At 50.8% G+C, this 21,801-nt stretch carries 24 protein-coding genes and 1 riboswitch; of the genes, 3 read left to right on the top strand and 21 right to left on the bottom strand.

The window, feature by feature from the left end:
- Positions 1-5 precede the first annotated feature (5 nt).
- The 10 genes from B5F29_RS01780 to B5F29_RS01735 all read right to left on the bottom strand — a co-directional run bounded on the left by B5F29_RS01780 (position 6) and on the right by B5F29_RS01735 (position 9,465).
- A complete protein-coding gene (locus tag B5F29_RS01780) occupies positions 6-1,418 on the bottom strand; it encodes a sensor histidine kinase (RefSeq protein WP_087152954.1) in 1,413 nt (470 codons plus the stop codon).
- Between the two features lies 1 nt (position 1,419).
- The gene (locus B5F29_RS01775) at positions 1,420-1,989 is read right to left on the bottom strand and encodes an ANTAR domain-containing response regulator (RefSeq protein WP_087152953.1); all 570 of its coding nucleotides are present in this window, start codon (positions 1,987-1,989) and stop codon (positions 1,420-1,422) included.
- Between the two features lie 35 nt (positions 1,990-2,024).
- The gene (locus B5F29_RS01770) at positions 2,025-2,498 is read right to left on the bottom strand and encodes a EutP/PduV family microcompartment system protein (RefSeq protein ID WP_087152952.1); all 474 of its coding nucleotides are present in this window, start codon (positions 2,496-2,498) and stop codon (positions 2,025-2,027) included.
- A 25-nt stretch (positions 2,499-2,523) separates the two neighbouring features.
- Positions 2,524-2,871 (bottom strand): ethanolamine utilization microcompartment protein EutS, encoded by a 348-nt coding sequence (eutS, locus tag B5F29_RS01765; RefSeq protein WP_087152951.1) that lies wholly within the window; start codon positions 2,869-2,871, stop codon positions 2,524-2,526.
- 39 nt (positions 2,872-2,910) lie between these two features.
- Positions 2,911-3,258 (bottom strand): ethanolamine utilization microcompartment protein EutS, encoded by a 348-nt coding sequence (eutS, locus tag B5F29_RS01760; RefSeq protein WP_087152950.1) that lies wholly within the window; start codon positions 3,256-3,258, stop codon positions 2,911-2,913.
- A gap of 37 nt (positions 3,259-3,295) precedes the next feature.
- Positions 3,296-4,432, bottom strand: coding sequence for a 1-propanol dehydrogenase PduQ (locus tag B5F29_RS01755; protein WP_087152949.1), 1,137 nt, complete (start codon positions 4,430-4,432; stop codon positions 3,296-3,298).
- A gap of 426 nt (positions 4,433-4,858) precedes the next feature.
- Positions 4,859-6,034 (bottom strand): NAD(P)-dependent malic enzyme, encoded by a 1,176-nt coding sequence (locus B5F29_RS01750; protein ID WP_087152948.1) that lies wholly within the window; start codon positions 6,032-6,034, stop codon positions 4,859-4,861.
- 136 nt (positions 6,035-6,170) lie between these two features.
- Positions 6,171-7,031, bottom strand: coding sequence for a DegV family protein (locus B5F29_RS01745; protein ID WP_087152947.1), 861 nt, complete (start codon positions 7,029-7,031; stop codon positions 6,171-6,173).
- 10 nt (positions 7,032-7,041) lie between these two features.
- A complete protein-coding gene (pheA, locus tag B5F29_RS01740) occupies positions 7,042-8,172 on the bottom strand; it encodes a prephenate dehydratase (protein ID WP_087152946.1) in 1,131 nt (376 codons plus the stop codon).
- Entirely contained in the window at positions 8,173-9,465 is a 1,293-nt protein-coding gene (locus tag B5F29_RS01735; protein ID WP_087152945.1) for a bifunctional folylpolyglutamate synthase/dihydrofolate synthase, read from the bottom strand.
- Positions 9,466-9,544: 79 nt separating this feature from the next.
- Between B5F29_RS01735 and B5F29_RS01730 the strand changes: the two genes are divergently transcribed.
- From B5F29_RS01730 to B5F29_RS01720, 3 genes are all read left to right on the top strand, one after another.
- A complete protein-coding gene (locus tag B5F29_RS01730; protein WP_087152944.1) occupies positions 9,545-9,940 on the top strand; it encodes a putative ABC transporter permease in 396 nt (131 codons plus the stop codon).
- A gap of 84 nt (positions 9,941-10,024) precedes the next feature.
- Positions 10,025-10,945 (top strand): aspartate carbamoyltransferase, encoded by a 921-nt coding sequence (gene pyrB, locus B5F29_RS01725; RefSeq protein WP_087152943.1) that lies wholly within the window; start codon positions 10,025-10,027, stop codon positions 10,943-10,945.
- Positions 10,939-11,373: an aspartate carbamoyltransferase regulatory subunit gene (locus B5F29_RS01720; protein WP_087152942.1), complete on the top strand. Its 435-nt coding sequence runs from the start codon at positions 10,939-10,941 to the stop codon at positions 11,371-11,373. The genes pyrB and B5F29_RS01720 overlap by 7 nt, the downstream gene beginning before the upstream one ends.
- Before the next feature lie 69 nt (positions 11,374-11,442).
- Here B5F29_RS01720 and B5F29_RS01715 read toward each other — a convergent pair whose 3' ends face one another.
- The 11 genes from B5F29_RS01715 to B5F29_RS01665 all read right to left on the bottom strand — a co-directional run bounded on the left by B5F29_RS01715 (position 11,443) and on the right by B5F29_RS01665 (position 21,709).
- Positions 11,443-11,820 (bottom strand): DUF3592 domain-containing protein, encoded by a 378-nt coding sequence (locus B5F29_RS01715; RefSeq protein ID WP_087152941.1) that lies wholly within the window; start codon positions 11,818-11,820, stop codon positions 11,443-11,445.
- 84 nt (positions 11,821-11,904) lie between these two features.
- Positions 11,905-12,720: a 2-amino-4-hydroxy-6-hydroxymethyldihydropteridine diphosphokinase gene (gene folK / locus B5F29_RS01710; RefSeq protein ID WP_087152940.1), complete on the bottom strand. Its 816-nt coding sequence runs from the start codon at positions 12,718-12,720 to the stop codon at positions 11,905-11,907.
- Positions 12,721-12,725: 5 nt separating this feature from the next.
- Positions 12,726-13,541, bottom strand: coding sequence for a dihydropteroate synthase (gene folP / locus B5F29_RS01705; RefSeq protein WP_087152939.1), 816 nt, complete (start codon positions 13,539-13,541; stop codon positions 12,726-12,728).
- Positions 13,542-13,580: 39 nt separating this feature from the next.
- Positions 13,581-14,069: an HD domain-containing protein gene (locus B5F29_RS01700; protein ID WP_242955550.1), complete on the bottom strand. Its 489-nt coding sequence runs from the start codon at positions 14,067-14,069 to the stop codon at positions 13,581-13,583.
- Between the two features lie 4 nt (positions 14,070-14,073).
- Positions 14,074-14,631: a GTP cyclohydrolase I FolE gene (gene folE / locus B5F29_RS01695; protein WP_087152938.1), complete on the bottom strand. Its 558-nt coding sequence runs from the start codon at positions 14,629-14,631 to the stop codon at positions 14,074-14,076.
- A gap of 80 nt (positions 14,632-14,711) precedes the next feature.
- Positions 14,712-14,808: riboswitch (THF riboswitch) on the bottom strand.
- 77 nt (positions 14,809-14,885) lie between these two features.
- Positions 14,886-16,199: an ABC transporter substrate-binding protein gene (locus B5F29_RS01690; protein WP_087152937.1), complete on the bottom strand. Its 1,314-nt coding sequence runs from the start codon at positions 16,197-16,199 to the stop codon at positions 14,886-14,888.
- Between the two features lie 16 nt (positions 16,200-16,215).
- Positions 16,216-16,887, bottom strand: coding sequence for a response regulator transcription factor (locus B5F29_RS01685; RefSeq protein WP_087152936.1), 672 nt, complete (start codon positions 16,885-16,887; stop codon positions 16,216-16,218).
- Positions 16,880-18,232 carry a sensor histidine kinase gene (locus B5F29_RS01680; protein ID WP_242955549.1) on the bottom strand — a complete coding sequence of 451 codons (1,353 nt, stop codon included), beginning with the start codon at positions 18,230-18,232 and terminating at the stop codon, positions 16,880-16,882. The genes B5F29_RS01685 and B5F29_RS01680 overlap by 8 nt, the downstream gene beginning before the upstream one ends.
- Positions 18,204-19,160, bottom strand: a complete 957-nt coding sequence (locus tag B5F29_RS01675) for a sugar ABC transporter substrate-binding protein (protein WP_087152935.1) — start codon at positions 19,158-19,160, stop codon at positions 18,204-18,206. The genes B5F29_RS01680 and B5F29_RS01675 overlap by 29 nt, the downstream gene beginning before the upstream one ends.
- Positions 19,161-19,227: 67 nt before the next feature.
- Positions 19,228-20,199, bottom strand: a complete 972-nt coding sequence (locus B5F29_RS01670) for an ABC transporter permease (protein ID WP_087152934.1) — start codon at positions 20,197-20,199, stop codon at positions 19,228-19,230.
- A gap of 25 nt (positions 20,200-20,224) precedes the next feature.
- A complete protein-coding gene (locus B5F29_RS01665; protein ID WP_087152933.1) occupies positions 20,225-21,709 on the bottom strand; it encodes a sugar ABC transporter ATP-binding protein in 1,485 nt (494 codons plus the stop codon).
- Positions 21,710-21,801: the final 92 nt, after the last annotated feature.

Below are 21,801 nucleotides of genomic sequence, written 5' to 3'. Positions count from 1 at the left end.
GCCGCTTATTCCGAAACACTCACAAAATCTGCTGTTTCGTTGATAAAATCGAAGCTCACGCTGGTTCCCGACTCTCCGGACCGGATTCGGAGTTTGCCGTGCAGTTTATCCTGCACTACAGATCTGACGATATCAAGCCCTAGGCTTCCCGCCCGGGTATTCTCTGTGTCAAATCCCATCCCGTCATCCCGCACCGTAAGTTTGGAATATGCGTTTCCTCTCTCCACAATAATAAAAATCGTGCCTTCCCGTCTTCCGTCAAACGCATGTCTCATGGAGTTCTGAAGCAGTTCGTTGACTGTCAGCGCCACCGAACTGGCAATATCCGTATCCACGATAATGTCGTCTCCCTGGAGTTCCAGATTCAATTTCAGTTCCGGCTTCAGAAAAGGCTGAATCGCGTTGTTTTTCACCGTGCGCAGAACCTCCATCAGGCTCACCCTGTCCTCTCCCGTCTGAGAAAGAAGCTGATGCGTCACCGAAATGGATAAAATTCTGCTGATCGTCTCGTTCAGGACCTTTTTTGTCTCCTCATTGTCGACCCGTCTGGCCTGAAGTCTCAGGAGCGATGCGACAATTTGAAGATTATTTTTGACCCGGTGATTCAGTTCCCGTACTGCTACGGACTTCAGAATCAGATCTTTTTCCTGCTCCCGGTTCCAGGTGATGTCCCGGATGATTACCGCCAGCCTCAGATTCCCCTTTCTGAGAGGGATCTGACGAATCTGCAGATAAAACTTTCCGTAGCGGACTTCCCTGAGCTGCTCCATCCGGTTCAGATGCTCTTCCCATTCCGTGAGACATACGTTTTTATATTTCTGCCCCAGGATGTCCCTCACATAGCCCAGATTCTGAAACAGCTTTTTCGCATACATATTGCGGAATATGACTTCATCCCGCTCATCCACCAGGATCAGTCCCTCGTCGATGCTCTCGGTCAGCCATTCATTTTCGTTAATCATATGCGCCAGCGGCGTCTCCACCGCCATATAGCGGTCACCGTCGTTCTGCTCGTCCTGCTCATCGGTAATTCTTTTTTCCCGGATCAGCACTCCGATTACCCTGCCGTTATACTTGATCGGCTCCACAGACTGGATCGTATAATTATCCTCCTGCGTCCGGGCTTTCATATGTTTGGTGGCGACTCCCAGACGAAAAGTTCTGGCCACTGCCGGCTCGTTTTCCGACTTGGCGAGCATGCCCACCACACTGTTCCGGTATGCGGACGGATCTTCTTCCGGTTTCGCCTCCGCCACGACAATGGCGTCGCCTTCTCTGCACGGACAGTCCACAAAAATATCTGCCGCTTCCAGATTTGCCAGCGGCTGCAGCGTACCTGCCATCATCTCGATCACCTGGATCTCGTCGTCAGTCAGGTCGGTATATTCCTGACACAGCTGCCTTATCGCTCCCTGCATCTTATTTACCTCTGCCCATCAGAATGATCTCCGCCACTTTTTTCATGGAAATATTTTTCATGCGGCTGATATTCCGGATGTAATCATAGGCCTCCTGCTCTGTCATTCCCCGTTTGTTCATGATCAGCCCCTTGGCCTGTTCCACCACCGCCCGGCTTTCCAGTCTCTTGGTCATATCCCGGCATTCTTTTTGAAGCTTTTTCATCTCGCGGCTTCTGTCCACTGCGATCTCCAGCCCCGGCAGGAACGTCCGTTCCTCCACCGGTTTGACGAAATATCCGCTGACTTTCGCTTCTTTCGCTTCTTCGATAAACTCCCGGTCGCAGTACGCCGTGAGCAGAACCACCGTCTCGGCCAGATCTTCTTCCGCAATGACTTTGGAAGCGGTAATGCCGTCCAGCAGGGGCATCTTTACATCCATAACCACCAGGTCCGGATGACAGTCCCTGCAGCATTCGATGGCGTCAAATCCATCTGCCGCCTCCGCCACCACCTGATGTCCTTCTTTTTCCAGAATCTCTTTCAGATCCATTCTGGTAATCGGTTCGTCGTCTGCTATGACCACCTGCATGGCATATAATCCTTCCTGTTTTGCTATCCGCGTTTTTACTCTGCCGTACCTTCCAGCGACCAGTCCTGTTCCGTCAGATATTCCAGCAGCGCTTCAAATCCGGTTCCTTCGTAGCTGCTGGTAACGAAAACCTTCTTCGCTCCCGCCGCTACAAGATATTTTTTTGCGTCTTCGATCTGCTTGTCATCAGCAAGATCACTTTTTGTCACCACGCCGATACATGGTTTCGCAAAGGTGCTGGAATACCCCGGCGGGAACATAGTGCCGCCTTCATTGGCCTGCTGAACCAGCACAATCACATCTGCGTCCACCGCAGTCACAGTCAGAGCCCCCCGAAGATAAGTGCGCTCCAAATACTCGCCCGGCGTGTCGATCATATTCCCGTTAATCACCTGTACAGTCTGCGTCTTGTGATATTTCAGATCTTCATGTCGTATGTACTGACACAGCGTCGTCTTTCCAGCCATCGATCTTCCGATCAGGATTATTCTCTTGGGTTTCGTCTCCATCCTGCCTGTCCTGCCTTCCTGAAAATCATGATCTGGTGATCGGAGCCGAAGCAAATCCCATCTGATCGCACAGCACGCTCATCACATCGTGCAGCGCCGCTTCTACTCCCGCCACATCTCCGGTAATAATCAGAGATCCGTTAAAACGGTCCACAAATCCGATCTGGATATCCGCGGCCTTGCTGGCCACATCCGCCGCGATGATCGCGGCCTCGCTGGGTGTGATCGTAAAAATACCGATCGCTCCTTTTGCATCGATCAGGCCCATCTTCCCGTACAGATCCTGCACCGGATGGGGAATTACATGCGCCAGCGTCACCTGCTTGCCGGGAACGAACTCCTGTATGATCCGTTCTTTTTTTTCTTCATACATTTTCTGTCACCATCTGACGCCTTTCTTTTTTCTCGGAAATCAGGACCGGGTAACCGGTGTAGAATCAAATCCCATTTTCCCGCACAGCACTCCCATCACATCGCGCAGCGCAGCCTCAACGCCTGCCACATCTCCGGTGATCACCAGCGAACCGTTGAATCGGTCCACAAATCCGATCCGGATGTCTGCAGCCTTGCTGGCCACATCCGCCGCGATGATCGCGGCCTCGCTGGGCGTGATTGTAAAAATACCGATCGCCCCTTCCGCGTCAATCAGGCCGATCTTCCGGTACAGATCTTCCACCGGATGGGGAATCACATGCGCCAGCGTCACCTGCTTGCCGGGAACGGATTCCTGTATAATCCGTTCTTTTCTCTCTTCCTGCATGTTCTGTCACCTCTTCCGGCTTATACGCGCATCTGTGTCAGATCAGTTTCCCCGTGTACGCACGCTGGAACACTTCTTTGATGTCCTCCACAGAGCATGCTCTCGGGTTCGTCCTGGTGCAGGAATCGTTGTAGGCTGCTTCCGCCATCTCGTCCAGCGCCGCCTCGAAATCTTCCCGGGCAATGCCGGCCGCTTCAATCGTATTCGGGATATGAAGCTGATGGATGTACTGCTTGGTCGTGCGTACCACACTGAATGCGCTCTGGCGGACGCTCGGGCCTTCCAGCCGGAGCACCTCCGCGATCTGTGCATAGCGTTCCGCTACCGGAGTCAGGCCGTCATGACAGCCTGCATTGAAAGCCATTACATAGGGAAGCAGGATTCCATTCGCTCTGCCATGAGGAATATGGAAATGCCCGCCCAGAGTGTGCGCCATGCCGTGGTTCAGTCCCAGTCCTGCATTGCTGAATGCGATACCCGCCAGGCACGAAGCGTCATGCATTTTCTGACGCGCCTCCATGTCATTCGGGTTTTTGCAAACCTTGAGCAGGTTGGCTTTGACCAGTTTCATGGCTTTTTCTGCCGCCGCGTCCGTGAAATCATTGGCATTCGTAGATACAAACGCTTCAATCGCATGCGTCAGCACATCGATGCCCGTATCCGCCGTTGTAGCAGGCGGTACCGAACGGACCAGCTCTGCGTCCAGAATTGCCGCATCCGGCAGCATATCTTCTGATACCAGAGGATACTTCGCGGATTTCTGCGGATCGCTGATGACCGCGAAAGTGGTCACCTCGGAGCCTGTGCCGCTGGTGGTAGGAACTGCCACAAATGACATCTTCTCGGCAAGTCCGCCTTTCACCGACAGCCAGTTCATGGCTTTCGCCGCATCGATCGACGAACCTCCGCCAAGGGCGAACAGAACCTGCGGCTTAAAGTCCAGAAGCTGTCCGATCCCTTTCGTGACCGTAGCAATGTCCGGATCCGGTTTCACATCTGAAAAGATCTGGTACTGGACTCCCTTTTTCTCCATGGGTTCCGTCAGGTATCCGACCATTCCGCTTTCATGCATGAACTTGTCGGTCACGATGAACGCGCGGCTGACGCCTGTCAGGATCTCATCCAGTCCTTCTTTCCCCAGATAGACACGGGTTTTCAAGATAAATTGTCCCAATTCCAGTCCTCCTTTCTCCAAACGCAAAAAGTGCCCGGACTCCCCCTCTCTTCTTTGACAGGGGAAACAGCCAAGACACTTCAACGCTCTCAGATTCAATCCAAACGCATCTGCTACGTCGCAGACACACCTAAATTTCCTTCATTATAGCATGCACTGTGCTCATTGTCAACTTTGTTTATTTTTTATTGCAATACTTGCTTTCTTCTGTATATTTTTACTATTCCAGCTCTTTTACCAAAATTTTTTCTTTGTCAAAGCCCTCTAAAGCTTTTTTATAAATGTTGTCAGTTCACTCCTTTTTCGTCATTTCTGTGCCGCCAGTGCTTCCAGTTCCCTCTTCCTATGTTAAGGATGAGCACACTAAAAAGAGGGCTGCGCGCCAATCTGGCGCGCAGCCCCTCTTATTTTCAATGTTTATATTGATTACAGTCTTGCCACTCCGGTCTTTCTTGCAGCCTCCGCTACTGCCGCAGCCACTGCTTTACCGACTCTCGGATCGAATGCCTTCGGGATGATATAATCCTCGGTCAGCTCCTCATCGGTGATCAGATTTGCCAGCGCTTCTGCCGCTGCCAGCTTCATCTCATCGTTAATGTCCTTCGCACGCACATCGAATGCTCCGCGGAATACGCCCGGGAATGCCAGCACATTGTTGATCTGGTTCGGGAAATCGCTTCTTCCGGTAGCGATGACTCTTGCGCCGCCTTCTTTCGCTTCATCCGGGAAGATCTCCGGAGTCGGGTTCGCGCATGCAAAGATGATCGCATCTTTATTCATGGTCTTCACCATATCTACAGTCACAGTCTTCGGAGCGCTTACGCCGATGAATACGTCGGCGCCTACCAGCATATCCGCCAGGCTTCCTGCCTTCTTCTCCAGATTGGTAATCTTAGCCATCTCTTCTTTCACCGGATTCATGCCTTCCTGACGGCCCTCGTAAATCGCGCCTTTGCGGTCGCAGAGAGTTACATTCTTGCAGCCTGCGGTCAGGAGCAGTTTCGTGATGGAGATTGCGGCTGCGCCCGCGCCGTTCACCACGATCTTCACATCTTCTTTTTTCTTGCCTACCAGACGCAGCGCGTTAGTCAGTCCTGCCAGCGTAATGATGGCGGTTCCGTGCTGGTCGTCATGGAAAATCGGAATATCGCATTTCTCTTTCAGCTTTTTCTCAATCTCAAAGCAGCGGGGAGCGGAGATATCCTCCAGGTTCACGCCGCCGAAGCTTCCGGAAATCAGATAGATCGTGTTGACGATCTCGTCCACGTCATGACTCTTGATGCAGAGCGGGAACGCGTCCACATCTCCAAAAGTTTTAAAGAGGACACATTTTCCTTCCATAACCGGCATTCCTGCTTCCGGTCCGATATCTCCCAGTCCGAGCACCGCGCTTCCGTCGGTCACTACCAGACACATATTATGACGGCGGGTCAGGTCGTAGCTCTTTTCCACATCCTTCTGGATCTCCAGACAAGGCTGCGCCACCCCCGGAGTATAAGCCAGAGACAGATCTTCCTTGGTCTTGACCGGAACAGTCGCCACCACTTCAATCTTGCCCTTCCACTCTTCATGAAGTCTTAAAGATTCTTTTGCGTAATCCACTTTTGTATCCTCCTGTTTCAGATAAATTTAATATGAAATTTTAAAGCCGCAAAACGGCTGTACAAACAGAAATCTCCTACTTTGTTAAGAATATATCATTCCCTGTTTACTGTCAATACCCTTTTCTGCAGCATACTTACCTGGATTTTGCCATAGCAAAAACCGCAAGCACACCGGCCCCGGTATGAGCGCCCACCACAGGCCCCACAAAGTTGATCATAGTCTCTTCCACACCATATTTTTCCATTAATGTATCGCGAATGGCCTCCGCTTCTTCCAGACAGTCCCCGTGGCTGATAAATACTGTCTTTTCACCGTCCTGAATCAGATCCATCAGTTTCTCGATGATCGTCTGGACTGCTTTTTTCCTTCCGCGGGCTTTTCCGATCACTTCCAGTTTCCCTTCATCATTGATGCGGATCACCGGTTTGATGCCGACCATGCTGCCCAGGACCGCGCTGCTCCGGGAGATACGTCCTCCCCGGTATAAGTGGTTCAGATCATCCACGGTTACATAAGAAGCGATCTTCATCTTATTTTCTTCGCACCACTGCGCCAGTTCGTCCAGAGGCATCCCCGCCTCTTTCTTCTGTACGGCCCTGTACACCAGAAGTCCCTGTCCCATGGCCGCCAGCAGCGTATCCACCACCACAATCCTGCTGTCCGGATACTCTTCCATCAATTCATTCGCCGCGATCACCGCGCTCTGGCAGCTGCCGCTGAGGCCTGAAGAGAACGCCAGATGCAGCACATCGGTTCCTTCTTTTACATATGGTTCAAAAAGCGCACGCGCCTGTTCCGGATTCACCTGCGCCGTAGTAGGCATAGCGCCTGCCCGGATCCTCGCATAGAACTCCTTTACCGGAAGAGGATTTTCTTCATTATATATTTCCCCGTCCATGAGACAATTCAGAGATACCACACCGATCTGGTGCTCTTTCAGATAACTGTTCTCCAGGTCCGCGCTGCTGTCTGTTGTAATTACATATGGTCTCATTTGATCCTCCTTAATAATTTCCCAGAATTTTAAAGTTTACCGCTTCTTCCGCGATACCCCGTATGGCGTTTTTTACCGCGCTGTCATCAAGATTTCCCTCAAAATCCACAAAAAAATGATATTCCCAGTTGCGTTCCGGAATCGGACGGGATTCGATCTTGCACATATTCAGATCATTATATATGATATGGGAAAGAATATTGTAAAGACTTCCGCTGACATGGGGCAGTTCAAAGCAGATACTTACCTTTCTGGCGTCTTTCTCATACATTTTCCGGTTCGTAACAATGATAAACCGTGTAGAATTAAACCGGCAGTCGTTCACCGGCATTTCCAGAATCTCCAGACCGTAAAGCTTTGCCGTAATTTCTCCGGCGATGGCCGCCTGACTCTTATCGCCGTCCTGAGCCGCTTTTTCCGCCGCAACCGCCGTATTGGAAAGGCTGATCTGTTTCCACTGAGGATGCCGGTTTAAATAACCCGCGCACTGCATCAATGCCTGCGGATGGGAAAATACAGTCCGGATATCTTCCAGTTTTGTTCCCGGTACGCCAAGCAGCGCATGCTGAATCTTAATAATCTGCTCCCCTACAATATAATTCTCATATTCTTCCAACAGGTCATAGATATCGTTCACTTCTCCTGCCGAAGAATTTTCTATGGGAAGCACCGCGTAATCCGCCATCCCTTCCTTGATGGCTTCCATGCACCCTTTCCAGGTATCCATATGGAACACATTCACATCTTTTCCAAAGTACTCCAAAGCGGCCTGGTGCTGATAAGCGCCTTCTACTCCCTGATACACTACCCGGCAGTGTTTCCGGTCGATATGATCGATCCGCGTAAACGGCAGGCTTCCGGACACTCCTTCTTTTTCCAGCAGCTGATACTGCAGCTTGCGGCTCATGGCCATAATCTGCTGAAAAAGCTCCCGGATCCCATGCCGGTTAAAATCATTGTGCGCCATCCCTCCCAGCGTATCCAGTTTTTCCAGTTCCCTGGAACGGTCCAGCACTTTCTTTCCATTGGCGATCTTGTATTCCGCCACCTGGCGGCAGACGTCCATACGCGCTTCAAACAGACGGACCATCTCCTGATCGATCTGGTCGATCTGTTTTCTCAGTTCCTGTAAGTCTTCCATCTACTGCCTCCTCTTCTGTATATATCCGGCCAGTTCTCCCAGATAAGACAGGGAGCCGAACGCCAGGATGACGTCATCTTCTTTTGACGCATCCAGAGCCTTTTCCACCGCTTCCGGAATATCTGCGCATGTCTGTGCCGGAAGTCCGTGTTTTTCAGCCGTTTCAGCCAGAATCCCGGCCGAAAGCGCCCTCGGATTCTCCGGCGGCGTCACTGTAAACACCCGGTCCAGACAGGGCGCCATGGTTTCTGTCACCCGTTCATATTCTTTGTCCGACAGCATCCCCATAATTCCAATAATACGACGGCCTTTCAGCGTAGTTTCCACCGTACGGCGAAGTTTTTCCGCAGCGTCCCGGTTATGGGCCCCGTCAATAATAAAAAGGGGACAATCGTTCAACACCGTAAATCTGGCAGGCCAGTATGCTTTCTTCATACCGCGGTACACCGCTTCATCCGAAATCTCATATCCCATGCCGCGCAAAGCTTCCACGGACTCCAGCGCAAGAGCCGCATTGCCAAACTGATACTCTCCTGCCAGGGAAATCTCCATGTCTTTCCATGTTTTATAATCAAAACGCTGACTCCGGATCCCTCTTCTGCGGTTGACCGCCCGTTCCGGATCTGCCTGCACTACCGGACATGAAAGCGCTTCTGCTTTTTTGCGAATCTCGCGCTCCGCTTCCGGCTCCTGTCTATATGTAACTACCGTACAGCCCGACTTAATGATGCCCGCCTTGTTGGCGGCAATCTCGCCCAGTGAATCACCCAGCACCCCCAGATGATCCAGACTGATAGAAGCAAACACTGTCAATCTGGGATGTTTTACCACATTTGTGGCGTCTGTCAGACCGCCTCTTCCGCACTCCAGAGTCACCAGGTCACAGCCCTGCTCTGCGAAGTAAAGAAAGGCGAGAGCCGTCTCCGCTTCGAAAGCGGTAGGATGTCCATACCCTTCCTTCAGCATCTCTTTTCCCGTCTCACGAATCCGTTCCGTCAGGCGTGCCAGATCTTCTTCGGGAATATATGTGCCGTTCACCTGAATGCGTTCCCGATATTCAAAAATCGTGGGAGAAATATAACGTCCCACACGGTACCCCGCCTCCTGAAGAACCGAAGATATAAATGCCAGTGTGGAACCTTTCCCGTTTGTTCCTGCGATATGGACCAGGGAAAGCCTGTCCTGCGGGTCTCCCAGACGGCGCAGCATCTCCGACAGCGGACCAAGCGAAAGCTCTTCCCCCGCATACCGGTTGCACCCTTCCAGAAATTCCCTTGCTTCTCTGTAATTCATCCTTTTTTCACCATCCTGCATCTGTTGATAGCCGTATACAGTATAGTATATTTCTGTTTATATTTCAAATACTATGCCTATGATGAAACAAAATTTTTTTCGATGCGGAATCCTGGGCTGGGCCATGGAAATCTTCTGGACCGGACTGCACTCCTTCCGTGTGCGCGACCCGAAACTTACCGGGACCTCCTCTCTCTGGATGTTCCCGATCTACGGATGCGCCGCCTTTCTGGCGCCTCTGATGCGGCGGCTCCGCCGCTATGCTTTCTGGCAGAGGGGCCTGATCTATATGTCTCTGATCTATCTGGCAGAATACATCAGCGGCAGTCTGCTGAATCTGCGCGGCATGTGTCCCTGGAATTATGGACGGAATCCATTTCAGATCCGCGAAGTCATCCGTCTGGATTTTGCCCCGCTCTGGTTTCTGGCAGGTCTTCTGTTCGAGCGAATGATAAGTCCTTCAAAAACAAGTTGAATTTTCCTCCTGTATCGTGTATTCTTATGGGAAGGGCCCGGCCCCTGTCCGTAAGACTATATTAATTTCATACAGGAGGTATTTATGAGACATTTAATGAGTCCGCTGGATTTCAGTGTCGAAGAGCTCGACCAGCTTCTGGATCTGGCTGTCGACATTGAAAACCATCCGGAGAAATACGCGCACGCGTGCGACGGCAAAAAACTTGCCACTCTGTTCTATGAACCAAGCACACGAACCCGCCTCAGTTTTGAAGCTGCCATGATCAATCTTGGAGGCAGCGTTCTCGGTTTTTCTTCCGCGGCCAGCAGTTCCGCATCCAAGGGGGAAAGTGTTTCCGATACGATTCGTATGATTTCCTGTTACGCTGATATCTGTGCTATGCGTCATCACAAAGAAGGCGCTCCTATGGTAGCCAGCGCCGTTTCTTCTATTCCTGTCATCAACGCCGGCGACGGCGGACATCAGCATCCCACCCAGACTCTAACCGATCTGCTCACTATCCGTTCCCTCAAAGGAAGACTGGGGAACCTTACGATCGGTTTGTGCGGAGATCTGAAATTTGGCCGTACCGTACATTCTCTGGTAAAAGCGCTGGCGCGATACGAAGGCGTAAAATTTATCTTCATCTCTCCGGAAGAACTGCGCATCCCCAGCTATATCAAAGAAGACGTACTGGAATCCCATCACCTTCCATACCAGGAAGTGGAACGCCTGGAAGACGTCATGGGCGACCTGGATATCCTGTATATGACTCGTGTTCAGAGAGAGCGTTTCTTCAATGAAGAAGATTATATCCGCCTGAAAGATTTCTATATACTGGACTGCAAAAAAATGGGACTGGCAAAAGACGACATGATCGTCATGCATCCCCTTCCCCGTGTGAACGAAATATCCGTGGAGGTGGACAAAGACCCGCGGGCGGCTTATTTCCGCCAGGTACAATACGGCGTTTATGTACGCATGGCGCTTATCCTTACACTTCTGGAGGTGAAAGTATGTTAAATATCGGTGTGCTCCACGAAGGCTTTGTGCTGGACCATATTGAGGCAGGCAGAAGCATGGAAATCTATAAATACCTGAATCTGGATAAATTTGACTGCTGCGTGGCAATCATCAAAAACGCCCGCAGCAACAAGATGGGCAAAAAAGATATTATCAAAATCGAGTGTCCGATCGACCAGATCGACCTGGACGTATTGGGATTTATCGATCACAATATCACCGTCAACATCATCAAGGACGACGCTGTAGTTGAAAAGAAGCGTCTGTCCCTGCCGAAAGAGATCAAAAATATTGTCAAATGCAAAAACCCCCGCTGTATCACTTCCATTGAGCAGGAACTGGATCAGATCTTCGTCCTGACCGACGAAGCGCGCGAGATATACCGCTGCAAATACTGCGAAGAAAAATACCGGCGCAAAAAAAAATAAAGATCCTTCTAAGAGCGCAGACCCGCATCCGGCTGCGCTCTTTTCCTAAATGCCATATCGCTTAGACATTTACCAAAATATTACTGCCGCTATGCAGACCAGCGCAATTATGGTTCCTGCCAAAATCCTCAGCGCTGAAAAATGATACAGGTTTTCCGGCTGTTTTATGTCATAACGTACTGTAACAGGAGTCCCCACCTGCGCCCACATCGGCACCTGGACACGGTTCCGGGATGTATAGGTGCGTCCGTCAACTTTATATGAAACCTGTGCCCACTTAGAATTACAGCGTTTTACTCTCTCCGGACCGGGAGACATAAGCGTGACAACTGTACCTTTCGTACAGGCGCTCCTATGATACATGCACGCCATAGATATTCCGTTGTAAATGGCGAAAGCCAACGACAGCGCCGCGATCACACAAAGAAACATCTTTTCATGATTCATTTGATTCCCGCCTTTCATATTATTGTATTAATTATCTAATGCAATAATATTATTAAAAAGACGTTTTGTCAAGCCATGAATCTATTATCCCTCCAACGCGTCCAGCAGTTCCCGGGCCGTGCGATTATACACCGGATGCCTCGCATACGGGGCAATCTGACAGAGAGGTTTGAGCACAAAATCCCGCTTATGCATCTCTACATGCGGAATATGGAGATCCTCATCATCCAGGATCAGGTCGTCGTACAGCAGGATATCCAGATCCAGGGTCCTGGGACCCCAGCGGAGGATTCTTTCCCTCTTTGCCTCCTGTTCTATCTCATGCAGACGGGCCAACAGTTCCCTCGGCAAAAGCAGCGTGCGGATTTTCATGACCCCGTTTAAGAATTCGTCCTGGTCTGTCACTCCGTAGGGTTCTGTCACCAGATAATCCGAGACTGTCTCCACCCGGCATCCCTGCGTTTTCCGGAGTCCTTCCACTCCCATATCCAGATACGCTTTCTTGTCTCCCATATTGGAACCGAGAGCAATATACGCCGTATGCCATCCCCTCTCGATCTCCACAGAAACTGTCTCCAGAGGCAGGCCGACAGGCGCCCACGGTTTTTTGATCTCGATCTTTATCTTCTCCAGATGTTTTGTCTCCAGAAGCAGCTGCTCCGCCAGCTTTTCCGCCGCCGTCTCCAGCAGCTGAAAGGTATGTTCCTTCAAGAAGGAATCTATCTGACGGCTGATCTCCCCGTAGTGGATCGAGCAGGACAGATCGTCCGACTTTCCGGCTTCCCGGGTGGATGTATAAAGAGTCGCGGACACCAGGAATTTCTGTCCCAGCACATTCTCCTCGGGAAATACTCCATGATGCGCAAACACTTCCAGATTTTTGATGTGTATCTTATCCATCTTCTTTATTCCTCTCCGGCCGCCAGGATCGCTTCTGTCATCCTGACCGCTCTGGCATTGGCTTTTACGTCATGCACTCTCACAAACGCATATTTTTTCATAACCGCCATCACGGTTGTCACCATCGTGCCTTCTTCCCTCTGATCCGCCGGAAGATCCAGCGTAAGTCCGATAAAAGATTTCCTGGAAGTTCCCAGAAGCAGCGGATATCCCAGCGTATGGAAACGTTCCATATAATGAACGGTTTCCAGATTCATGGCGCAGTCTTTGCCAAATCCCACGCCGGGATCCAGGATGATCTTATCCCTGGCAATCCCCGCTTCCCTGGCAATCCTGACACACTCTGCCGTTTCCTGCAGGATGTCCGGGTAAAAATTCTCATACTCCGCCTTATCTTTATTGTGCATCAGACAGCAGGCAACCCCGGCCCCGGCGATCAGGCCCGCCATCTGCGGATCATATTTCAGTCCCCAGATATCATTGACCAGGTCGGCGCCTGCCTGAATCGCGGCTTTGGCCACCTTCGCCTTATAAGTATCCACGGACACCGGCACATCAAAGTGGGCTTTTACCGCCCGGATCACCGGCGCCACCCGATCAATCTCTTCTTCATCTGAAATCTGCCGGTGCCCCGGCCGTGTGGATTCCCCTCCGATATCTATGACAGCGGCTCCATCCGCGATCATCTCTTCCGCGTGCCTCAGAGCCGCGTCCTGGTCCTTCCACTTTCCTCCGTCCGAAAAAGAGTCGGGCGTCACATTCAGGATTCCCATAATGTATGTCTTATTTTTTACGTCAAAATCTTTATTTCCGATTCTCATGTCAACGATCCTCTCAGTCTTTCACGGATGCATTTCGTGTCAGCAAATGATATTCCGGTTCTTCTTTTCTTCCGGCCAGTCGCACCGTTCTCTCGCCGGACAGGCAAAACAGTTCCGGGACAATTTGTCCGCGCGGTAAAACAGTCCCTTCAGATCTTTCCTGTCTGATCTCGTCCGATGGCTCAGGATCAAACTCAGGATCTCCTCACTCTTTTCGGCTGTAAACCCGCAGTCCTGCAGAATACCTTCCGCTATCCGGGCGCTGGCCTGCTCATGCGGGATCCCCTGCTGATACTGCAGGTGGCGTCCGATATCGTGCAGCAGCGCAGCAGCGTACACGGTTTCCCGGTCTGCCGGAAGATCTTCTTCATATGCCAGCAGACAGGTAATTCTCGCCACATCCAGAAAATGTTCCGGCGTATGACGGCAGAAGATTCTCTCCTTTTCACAGACACGGATTTTCTCCAGACAGGACTGATATTCCGGATGTCTCCAGATCCGGTTCACACGCTCCATCATCTCCTGCATGGCGCTATCCCTGCCTTACCATGGCAAGGAACCGGTCCTGGAGCTCCGGCTTTTCCAGAAATACACCGGTCGCTTTTAATGTCACCGTCTTGCTGCCCGGCTTTTTGATGCCGCGCATGGTCATGCAGGTATGTTCCGCCTCCAGCATCACGATTACGCCATCAGGATCCAGGCTCTCTTCCAGCGCCTCCGCGATCTGCGCCGTCATCTTCTCCTGAATCTGCGGCCTGCGGGCAAACACATCCACGGTACGCGCCAGCTTGCTCAGCCCCACTACTTTTCCGTTCGGGAAATATCCGATATGCGCTTTTCCATAAAAAGGGAGCAGATGGTGTTCGCACATGGAATAAAACGTGATATCTTTCTCGATGACCATTCCGCTTCCTTCCGCCGCGAACTGTTTTTTCAGATGCACTGCCGGATCTTCGTACAGTCCTCCGTAGATCTCCGCGCACATACGGGCGATCCGGTCCGGCGTCTCCAGAAGCCCTTCCCGGTTCACATCTTCTCCGATACCTTCCAGCATCAGACGGACTCCCTCTTTTATTTTTTCATAATCCATAAAAAAAGCACCTCCTTATCTTTGTGACAGAACATATGACGAAATATCCCTTCACAATATGAGATGCTATCTGATATTGCTGCAACGGGTGCGGTCTCCATATCGTAAGACAGGCTTTTCGTTTCGGCGGCAACTCCCCATCCACCGAACACTTGACGCATGGAAACCTATTTTGCATATTATTCTTTTGTCCAATGATAGTAATATAATAACACACAATGGCAGAGATGCAAGATGCATTCATAAAATATTTGCTATTGCTGTAAATAAGTATTTATCGTTCTCTGCAGAATCTTCAGACTGCTGTCCACCGTCTTGTCATTTTCCAGGATACTGCTGACCTCGCTGTCAGCCAGAGACATGGCCTGTTCATACTTTTTGAACTGAGGCTTGATTCTCCCGGTTTCAATTACCTGGCCCAGCAATTCTCCGCTGATAACCGTATCTCCTTCCTCCATATCTTCCTGGACAATACTCTCCATTTCTTCTGACTGCGTCACTTCTTTGAGAACAGACGCGCCCTGAGAAGACCGGAAAATCTCCATCTGAATTTCTTCATTATAAGTAAGCAGCTTCAGAAATTCCCACGCCAGTTCCTCGTGGCGTGTATTTGTGCTGATCCCCATCAGCAGCGTGTCTACCTGAGACAAATTTTCTCCCTGCCCGCCTGCGGGCATCGTAATGCAGTCCCACTGAAATCCCGTATATCTTTTAATCCTGTAAGGATATGTTTTATAAGTACGGTACTCCGCGAAGGTCAGAGGCATAAACGCCACATCGCCCGCGTTAAAATCCTCCTGCGTCACATTCTGCCCCTGGTAGAGATCGTCGATCTGCCCGATAAATTTCACAGCTTCTACCACCCGGTCGCCGGCAAGATAGCATTCTGACCCGTCCGACTCAAAGATCTCCGCCCCGTTTGTATATACCGCGTCCAACCAGTCATAATTATAAGTTCCGAACTGGTCCAGAAGTCCGTCGCCATCCACATCCTTCGTCACCTTCTGGCAGATTTCGTACAAGTCATCCCAGGTCCAGTTTTCGTCCGGCATGGCAATCCCCTCTTTCGTCAGAAGAGACTTATTGACGAACATCAGCGTGGGGACCACCTCGTAAGGCAGCGCGTACTGCTTTCCTCCATACTGGCCTGTCCGAAAAGCGCTGTCGAAATATTTTTCAGGGTCGAAAGAAGCGTCTCTCTCTATCAGCGGTTCCAAATCTTTCATAACGCCCATAGAAGAAAACTGATTAAAATCCGTTCCCAGCACCATAAATACGTCCGGTTCCTGACCTGCCAGCAGCTTTCTGGAAAACCACTCGGAATAATCGTCTTTTCGCACGCCGCTGTAATAATGGATGCGCACGCCCGGATGTTCCTTTTCAAAAAGTTCGATTGCCTTATCAATAATAACAAAACTGTTGGCATTCGCCACATCCCAGTTGCTGCCCGCAAACATCCCGAATTCCAGCACGGTTTCATGCTGCATATTCCCCGCGTACGCGGCGATCCCTATTCCGCCGAAGACTGCGGCCGCAGCCACTCCAATCAGAATATTTCTCTTTTTCATCCGTCTCCTCCCCGGATCACTCGTCCGGACCATAGCCCGCTGCCCGCGTCTGCACCGCCCAGATCGCAAGCTGCGTACGGTCTCTGAGATCCAGTTTCCCCAGAATCGTGCTCAGATAATTTCTCACCGTTCCGTCAGACAGGCTCAGAGCTTCGGCAATCTCCTTATTGGTAGCTCCGGTTGCCACCTGGCTGATGATTTTCCATTCTGTCTTCGTCAGCTCTTCCACGCCTTTGTCTCCTACAGGAATCGTATAATCCGCTTTTGCCATCCTCGAAAATAACTTTAATACTTTCGTGGCGATATCCGGGTTAATCATCGCCTGTCCCCTGTACACAGTCTTTATGGCATTTTCCAGCTCATCCATGGATACCCCTTTTAAAAGGTATCCGCTGGCTCCAAACTTCAATGCGTTGTACACATATTCGTCATCATCAAACGTGGTCAGAATGATGATTTTTATCTCCGGATAATTTTCCTTGATGATTTTGGTACACTGTACGCCGTCCATTTTCGGCATCCGGATATCCATCAGGATCACATCCGGCTTCTGTTTCCGAATGCAGCGGATTACTTCCTGTCCGTCCGCCGCCACATCGCTTACTTCAATATCCGGTTTGCTGTCCAATACTATCTGCAGACTCTGACGGATCAGTTCCTGATCGTCTGCAATCAATACTTTAATCATACGTCTCTCCCCACCGGATCGGTATCCGCGCGGTTACGGTAAATCCATTGCTTCCGTCGAAAGTCACCGTACCTCTCAGCATCTCGATCCTTTCTTTCATATGTTTTGTCCCAAAACCGCTCTTGATTTCTTTGGCGCCGATTCCATCGTCGCGGATCACCAGAATAATCTCACCGTCCACTTTTTTCAGAGTAATCCAGATCCGGTTCGCTTTTCCGTGCCGCACCGCGTTTGTAATTCCCTCCTGAATCACCCGATAAATCGCATTTTCTTCATCTTCATCAAATTTCAGGTGTTTCTCATCTGTTTCAAAATATATTTTCACATCAGACACCTGACTCATCTCCGTGACCATTTTCCGAATCGCCACCTCCAGGCTAAGCCGTTCCAGAGAATCCGGACGAAGTTCGTTGACTGAACGCCGGATATCCTTGATCCCCTCTCTGCTTACCTTGGACAAAAGTTCCAGCTGCTTTTTGGTCTGTTCCGGGGAAATATCCATCAGCGCCAGACAGGCATCCAGTCCGGTGGCAATCCCTGTCAGCGTATGACCCAGCGTATCGTGAATCTCCCTCGCCAGACGGTTTCTCTCTCTGGTCTGGGCCATCCGTTCCGACATGTCCGCATATTCATGAAGCTGTTCGTTCGCCGTCTGCAGTTCATGATAGAGCTGATTGACCTCCTCGATGGTGCCTCTCTGGCGGTTGATCACATAGATACAGTATGCAATAAACAGGATCATATTCAAGGACGCCATAATACTGTTGATACTGGACAGATACTGCTGTGTATTGGCCGGATAATAGCGGATATAGTCAACCACGCGGTACAAAGGCATGTAAATGGACAGAAGATTATAATCCGCCACCAGATAACCGCATACTGCCAGTATTACGAACAAAAGCTTTATCTTGCCGTCCCGCACATAGGCAATAACATTGGCGAAGGCCAGCAGCAGAAGACCATTATAATTAAAATCCAGCTGATAGATCACCGCCGCGCATACGATAAAGTCCACAAGAAGCGTGACTACCGTCCAGGAGTTGGAAAGGCTGGTCCAGAAATGGCGGATGGCGAACGTCACCACCAGCATCCCCATCAAAGACAGGCAGATAATCAGATTCATCCGGGGATCCGCCGGAATCGTCACCACGCTGTCCAGAAACTCTCTTGCGTCGTAGCGCGCCCGGATTCTCTCCGTCGTCATATAGATAAAAATGCAGATAAAAGAAACCATGGCAAAATTAACCGCGAGCATCGCCCCCTGCAGGGCCGCTACCCGGCGGTCCGCCGCTTCGCTTTCCATATTCTGTTTTTTACTGCCATTCATTGATTTCGTATTCATCCAGATTTTCCCTTGTAACCAAATATGGTTCGATGCTGATATACGGTTCTACTTCCCCGCCCGCCAGATACTGATAGGCCGTCTCTGCCGCCACGGTTCCGATTGTTTTGGGGCTCTGAGAACTGGTCGCCGTCACATATCCAAGTTCCAGCATGGATTTAAAATCCGGAGAACCGTCAATTCCATAGATAAGAACCCCATCCTCCATCCGGTACTGTTGAAGCGCTGCCAGCGCTCCCAGCGCAGACGGATCGTTCCCGCCCAGGACCACGTCGAATTCGATTCCTTCATCCAAAACCTTTTCCAGAAAATTCGCCATCACTTCCGCAGACACCTCAATTTCCCCGGCTCCGATCTCGGTATCGATCACCTGGTAATTGGGGTTGTCCCCGATTGTATCCATAAATCCCTGTACACGGTTGGCAATCGAAGTCTGTATGGGATTGTCGATGACGACGATCCTGGCGCTGTCCACTCTGCTCATCATATCTTCTGCGCACAGTACGCCTGCCTGATAATTGTCTGTTTCCACGATGGACACTACATAGTCTGTATCCTTTACCACCGTATCGATATTGATAATCACTACGCCAGCCTCCCGGCATGCTTCCAGAGCCGGCTTCACTTTTTCCCAGTCCACCGGATTTAAAAACAAGACCTCGATTCCTTCCTCGATCATCTCCATGATCTGCCCGTTCTGCTTTTCCTGATCCTGGCTGGGATCCCTGGAAATCAGGATATCCCCGTTGCCCTCCACCACTTCTTCGATGGCTTCGTGGAGCACGTCGAAATAGGGATTGTTTCTCGTCATATAAGTAGCCCCGAAGATTCTGGGCTCATGCGCGTCTTCCGGGGCTTCCGGCATCCTGCACCCGGAAAGCGCCCATACGCAGACCGCCAGCAATATCGTCCACGCGTATTTTTTCATTTCTCCTCCACAGCGCAAAAGCCTCCTTGGCCCCGAAAGGCCCAGGAGACTTGTATACTGCCTTATATTATCTTCCGGCTTTCTTGTTACGGATGAAGTCCACATATACCGCAAGAAGGATAACCAGACCCTTTACGATATACTGCCAGTTGGAATCCACGCCCATCAGGTTCAGACCATTGTTCAGCACGCCAATGATCAGCACGCCGATCAGTGTTCCTCCGATCCGTCCGGAACCGCCGCTCATGGATGTACCTCCGACTACCACCGCCGCGATGGCGTCCATCTCGGCGCCGTCTCCTGCAGTCGGCTGGCCGGAATACAGACGGGAAGCCACTACCACTCCAGCAATACCGGCCATAATTCCAGTATAAGTATATACGATAAACTTCACTTTAGAAACATTAATTCCAGAGAACTTTGCTGCCTGCGCGTTGCCGCCCACCGCGTAGATATGGCGGCCGAGCTGCGTCCGGTTGATCATCAGCGCCGCGATAACAAACACGATCAGCATCAGGATAACCGGCGTGGGTACCGGACCCACATAACCGGCGCCCGGGAATTTAAATGCGTCCGTCATACAGCGGATCGGAGCGCCCTGGGTATACACAAGGGCGATACCTTTCGCGATATTCATGGAAGCCAGGGTTACAATGAAAGGCGGGATATCTGTCTTGCAGATTACCAAGCCGTTAAACATACCAACGATTGCTCCCACCAGGATAGCCGCCAAGAATCCTACCGCTTCCGGAAGTCCTAAATTAACCACGCAGCCGGCAGCCACGCAGCCGGACAGGGCAATGACGGAGCCTACGGAAAGCTCGATGCCTCCCAGGATGATGACCATCGTCATACCAGTGGCCAGGAACAGGTTCGACGCGTTCTGACGCAGGATATTGAACATATTGTTCGGGGTCAGAAACGTGGTTCTCGTCGTCGGGAAAATTACCAAAAAGATACACATTGCAAGCAGTGCAATGATGATACCGATATTGTCTTTGAAATATTTGACAACTCCATTACCAAATCTGGATGCCATATCTTCTCCTCCTTCGCTCTAACGCTTACTTTGCAGCCAGCTGCATAATGCCTTCCTGGGTCACAGACTCATGGTCCAGGCATCCTGTCACGCGGCCGTCATTCATCACATAAATCCTGTCGCTCATATTGATGATCTCCGGAAGCTCCGAAGAAATCATGATGATAGACATCCCGTTCTTTACCAGTTCATTCATGATGGAATAGATCTCCGCTTTCGCGCCCACATCCACGCCTCTGGTCGGCTCGTCCAGGATGAGGATCTTGGGATCTGTCGCCAGCCAGCGGCCGATCATCACTTTCTGCTGGTTTCCGCCGGACAGGTTTCGGATCACCTGATCCTGGCTGGGGGTCTTCGTTGCCATCAGATCAATGTATTTCTGCGTAATCTCCTCTTCTTTTTTGGAATTTACGCGAAGTTTGCTGATAAACTGCTCAAGAACCTCTATTGTCGTGTTGAATTTCACGCTCTGTACCAGATACAGGCCTTCTTCCTTCCGGCTCTCAGGCACCAGCGCGATTCCGTATTTCAGCGCGTCTATCGGGGATTTGATCGAAACTTTCTTGCCTTCCACATAGACGTCTCCCGTCATATGAGGCGCGAGGCCAAAGATCGCTTTCATCGTCTCGCTCCGTCCGGCGCCTACCAGCCCGGCGAATCCGACGATCTCTCCTTTACGGAGTTCGAAGCTGGCGTCTTTCGCCATCTTCCCGTCCGAGATATGTTCGCATTTGAGGATTACATCTCCCGGCTCCTGATAGTCTCTTGTATAATAATTTGTCAGCTCACGTCCTACCATCAAGGCGATCAGCTCGTCGGTACTGGTCTCTTTGACCACTCTCGTACCGACTGTCTGGCCGTCGCGCATGACGGTTACGCGGTCACAGATCTCTTCCAACTCGCTCATCTTATGTGAGATGTAGATGATGCCCACGCCTTTTTTCACCAGCGAGCGCATAGTCTCAAATAAGAAGCCGACCTCTTTATCAGATATGGACGATGTCGGCTCATCCATAACCAGAATCTTCGCGTTCAGGGAAATCGCCTTCACGATCTCCACCATCTGCTGCTGCGCGATCGTCAGCTTTTCCACCAGCGTGTCCGCGTTGATATTCATCTCATAAGTATCCAGAAGTTTCTGCGCTTCCACAGACATCTGGCGACGGTTAATATTCATCTTATTTCCCGGCTCCCTGCCCAGGAAAATATTCTCCGCAACCGTCATATACGGAACCAGTACCAGTTCCTGATGTACGATGGAGATGCCTGCATGACGGGCTGCTACGACGCCGTCGATCTCCACCTTCTTGCCGTCAATATAGATTTCTCCCTCTTCTGCATGGTAGATACCGCCCAGAACTTTTATCAGGGTGGACTTTCCTGCGCCGTTCTCTCCAAGAAGCGCATGGACTTCGCCTGCCTTCAGCTGAAGGCTCACATCCTGAAGGGCTTTGACGCCAGGGAAGGATTTACTGATTCCTTTCATCTCCAGTAAGTACTGTTCACTCATAAATCGCCACCACCTGTCTTCTTTCCAACGGATTTCCCGTGTAAGGAGAAGGGCTTCGCTCCGCTTCAGGAGCAAAGCCCTTCTATTCATAT

The sequence above is a fragment of the Lachnoclostridium sp. An196 genome, assembly GCF_002160135.1.
Lineage (GTDB): Bacteria > Bacillota > Clostridia > Lachnospirales > Lachnospiraceae > Hominiventricola > Hominiventricola avistercoris.
Note: the sequence above shows the minus strand (reverse complement) of the source record. Positions and strands in the feature narration are given on the sequence as shown.

Bases quoted from the DNA above. Each gene is read 5' to 3' on its own strand.
- B5F29_RS01780 (WP_087152954.1), bottom strand. From the start codon at position 1,418: ATGCAGGGAGCGATAAGGCAGCTGTGTCAGGAATATACCGACCTGACT.
- B5F29_RS01775 (WP_087152953.1), bottom strand. From the start codon at position 1,989: ATGCAGGTGGTCATAGCAGACGACGAACCGATTACCAGAATGGATCTG.
- B5F29_RS01770 (WP_087152952.1), bottom strand. From the start codon at position 2,498: ATGGAGACGAAACCCAAGAGAATAATCCTGATCGGAAGATCGATGGCT.
- eutS (WP_087152951.1), bottom strand. From the start codon at position 2,871: ATGTATGAAGAAAAAAAAGAACGGATCATACAGGAGTTCGTTCCCGGC.
- eutS (WP_087152950.1), bottom strand. From the start codon at position 3,258: ATGCAGGAAGAGAGAAAAGAACGGATTATACAGGAATCCGTTCCCGGC.
- B5F29_RS01745 (WP_087152947.1), bottom strand. From the start codon at position 7,031: ATGAGACCATATGTAATTACAACAGACAGCAGCGCGGACCTGGAGAAC.
- pheA (WP_087152946.1), bottom strand. From the start codon at position 8,172: ATGGAAGACTTACAGGAACTGAGAAAACAGATCGACCAGATCGATCAG.
- B5F29_RS01735 (WP_087152945.1), bottom strand. From the start codon at position 9,465: ATGAATTACAGAGAAGCAAGGGAATTTCTGGAAGGGTGCAACCGGTAT.
- B5F29_RS01730 (WP_087152944.1), top strand. From the start codon at position 9,545: ATGATGAAACAAAATTTTTTTCGATGCGGAATCCTGGGCTGGGCCATG.
- pyrB (WP_087152943.1), top strand. From the start codon at position 10,025: ATGAGACATTTAATGAGTCCGCTGGATTTCAGTGTCGAAGAGCTCGAC.
- B5F29_RS01720 (WP_087152942.1), top strand. From the start codon at position 10,939: ATGTTAAATATCGGTGTGCTCCACGAAGGCTTTGTGCTGGACCATATT.
- B5F29_RS01715 (WP_087152941.1), bottom strand. From the start codon at position 11,820: ATGAATCATGAAAAGATGTTTCTTTGTGTGATCGCGGCGCTGTCGTTG.
- folK (WP_087152940.1), bottom strand. From the start codon at position 12,720: ATGGATAAGATACACATCAAAAATCTGGAAGTGTTTGCGCATCATGGA.
- folP (WP_087152939.1), bottom strand. From the start codon at position 13,541: ATGAGAATCGGAAATAAAGATTTTGACGTAAAAAATAAGACATACATT.
- B5F29_RS01700 (WP_242955550.1), bottom strand. From the start codon at position 14,069: ATGCAGGAGATGATGGAGCGTGTGAACCGGATCTGGAGACATCCGGAA.
- folE (WP_087152938.1), bottom strand. From the start codon at position 14,631: ATGGATTATGAAAAAATAAAAGAGGGAGTCCGTCTGATGCTGGAAGGT.
- B5F29_RS01690 (WP_087152937.1), bottom strand. From the start codon at position 16,199: ATGAAAAAGAGAAATATTCTGATTGGAGTGGCTGCGGCCGCAGTCTTC.
- B5F29_RS01685 (WP_087152936.1), bottom strand. From the start codon at position 16,887: ATGATTAAAGTATTGATTGCAGACGATCAGGAACTGATCCGTCAGAGT.
- B5F29_RS01680 (WP_242955549.1), bottom strand. From the start codon at position 18,232: ATGAATACGAAATCAATGAATGGCAGTAAAAAACAGAATATGGAAAGC.
- B5F29_RS01675 (WP_087152935.1), bottom strand. From the start codon at position 19,160: ATGAAAAAATACGCGTGGACGATATTGCTGGCGGTCTGCGTATGGGCG.
- B5F29_RS01670 (WP_087152934.1), bottom strand. From the start codon at position 20,199: ATGGCATCCAGATTTGGTAATGGAGTTGTCAAATATTTCAAAGACAAT.
- B5F29_RS01665 (WP_087152933.1), bottom strand. From the start codon at position 21,709: ATGAGTGAACAGTACTTACTGGAGATGAAAGGAATCAGTAAATCCTTC.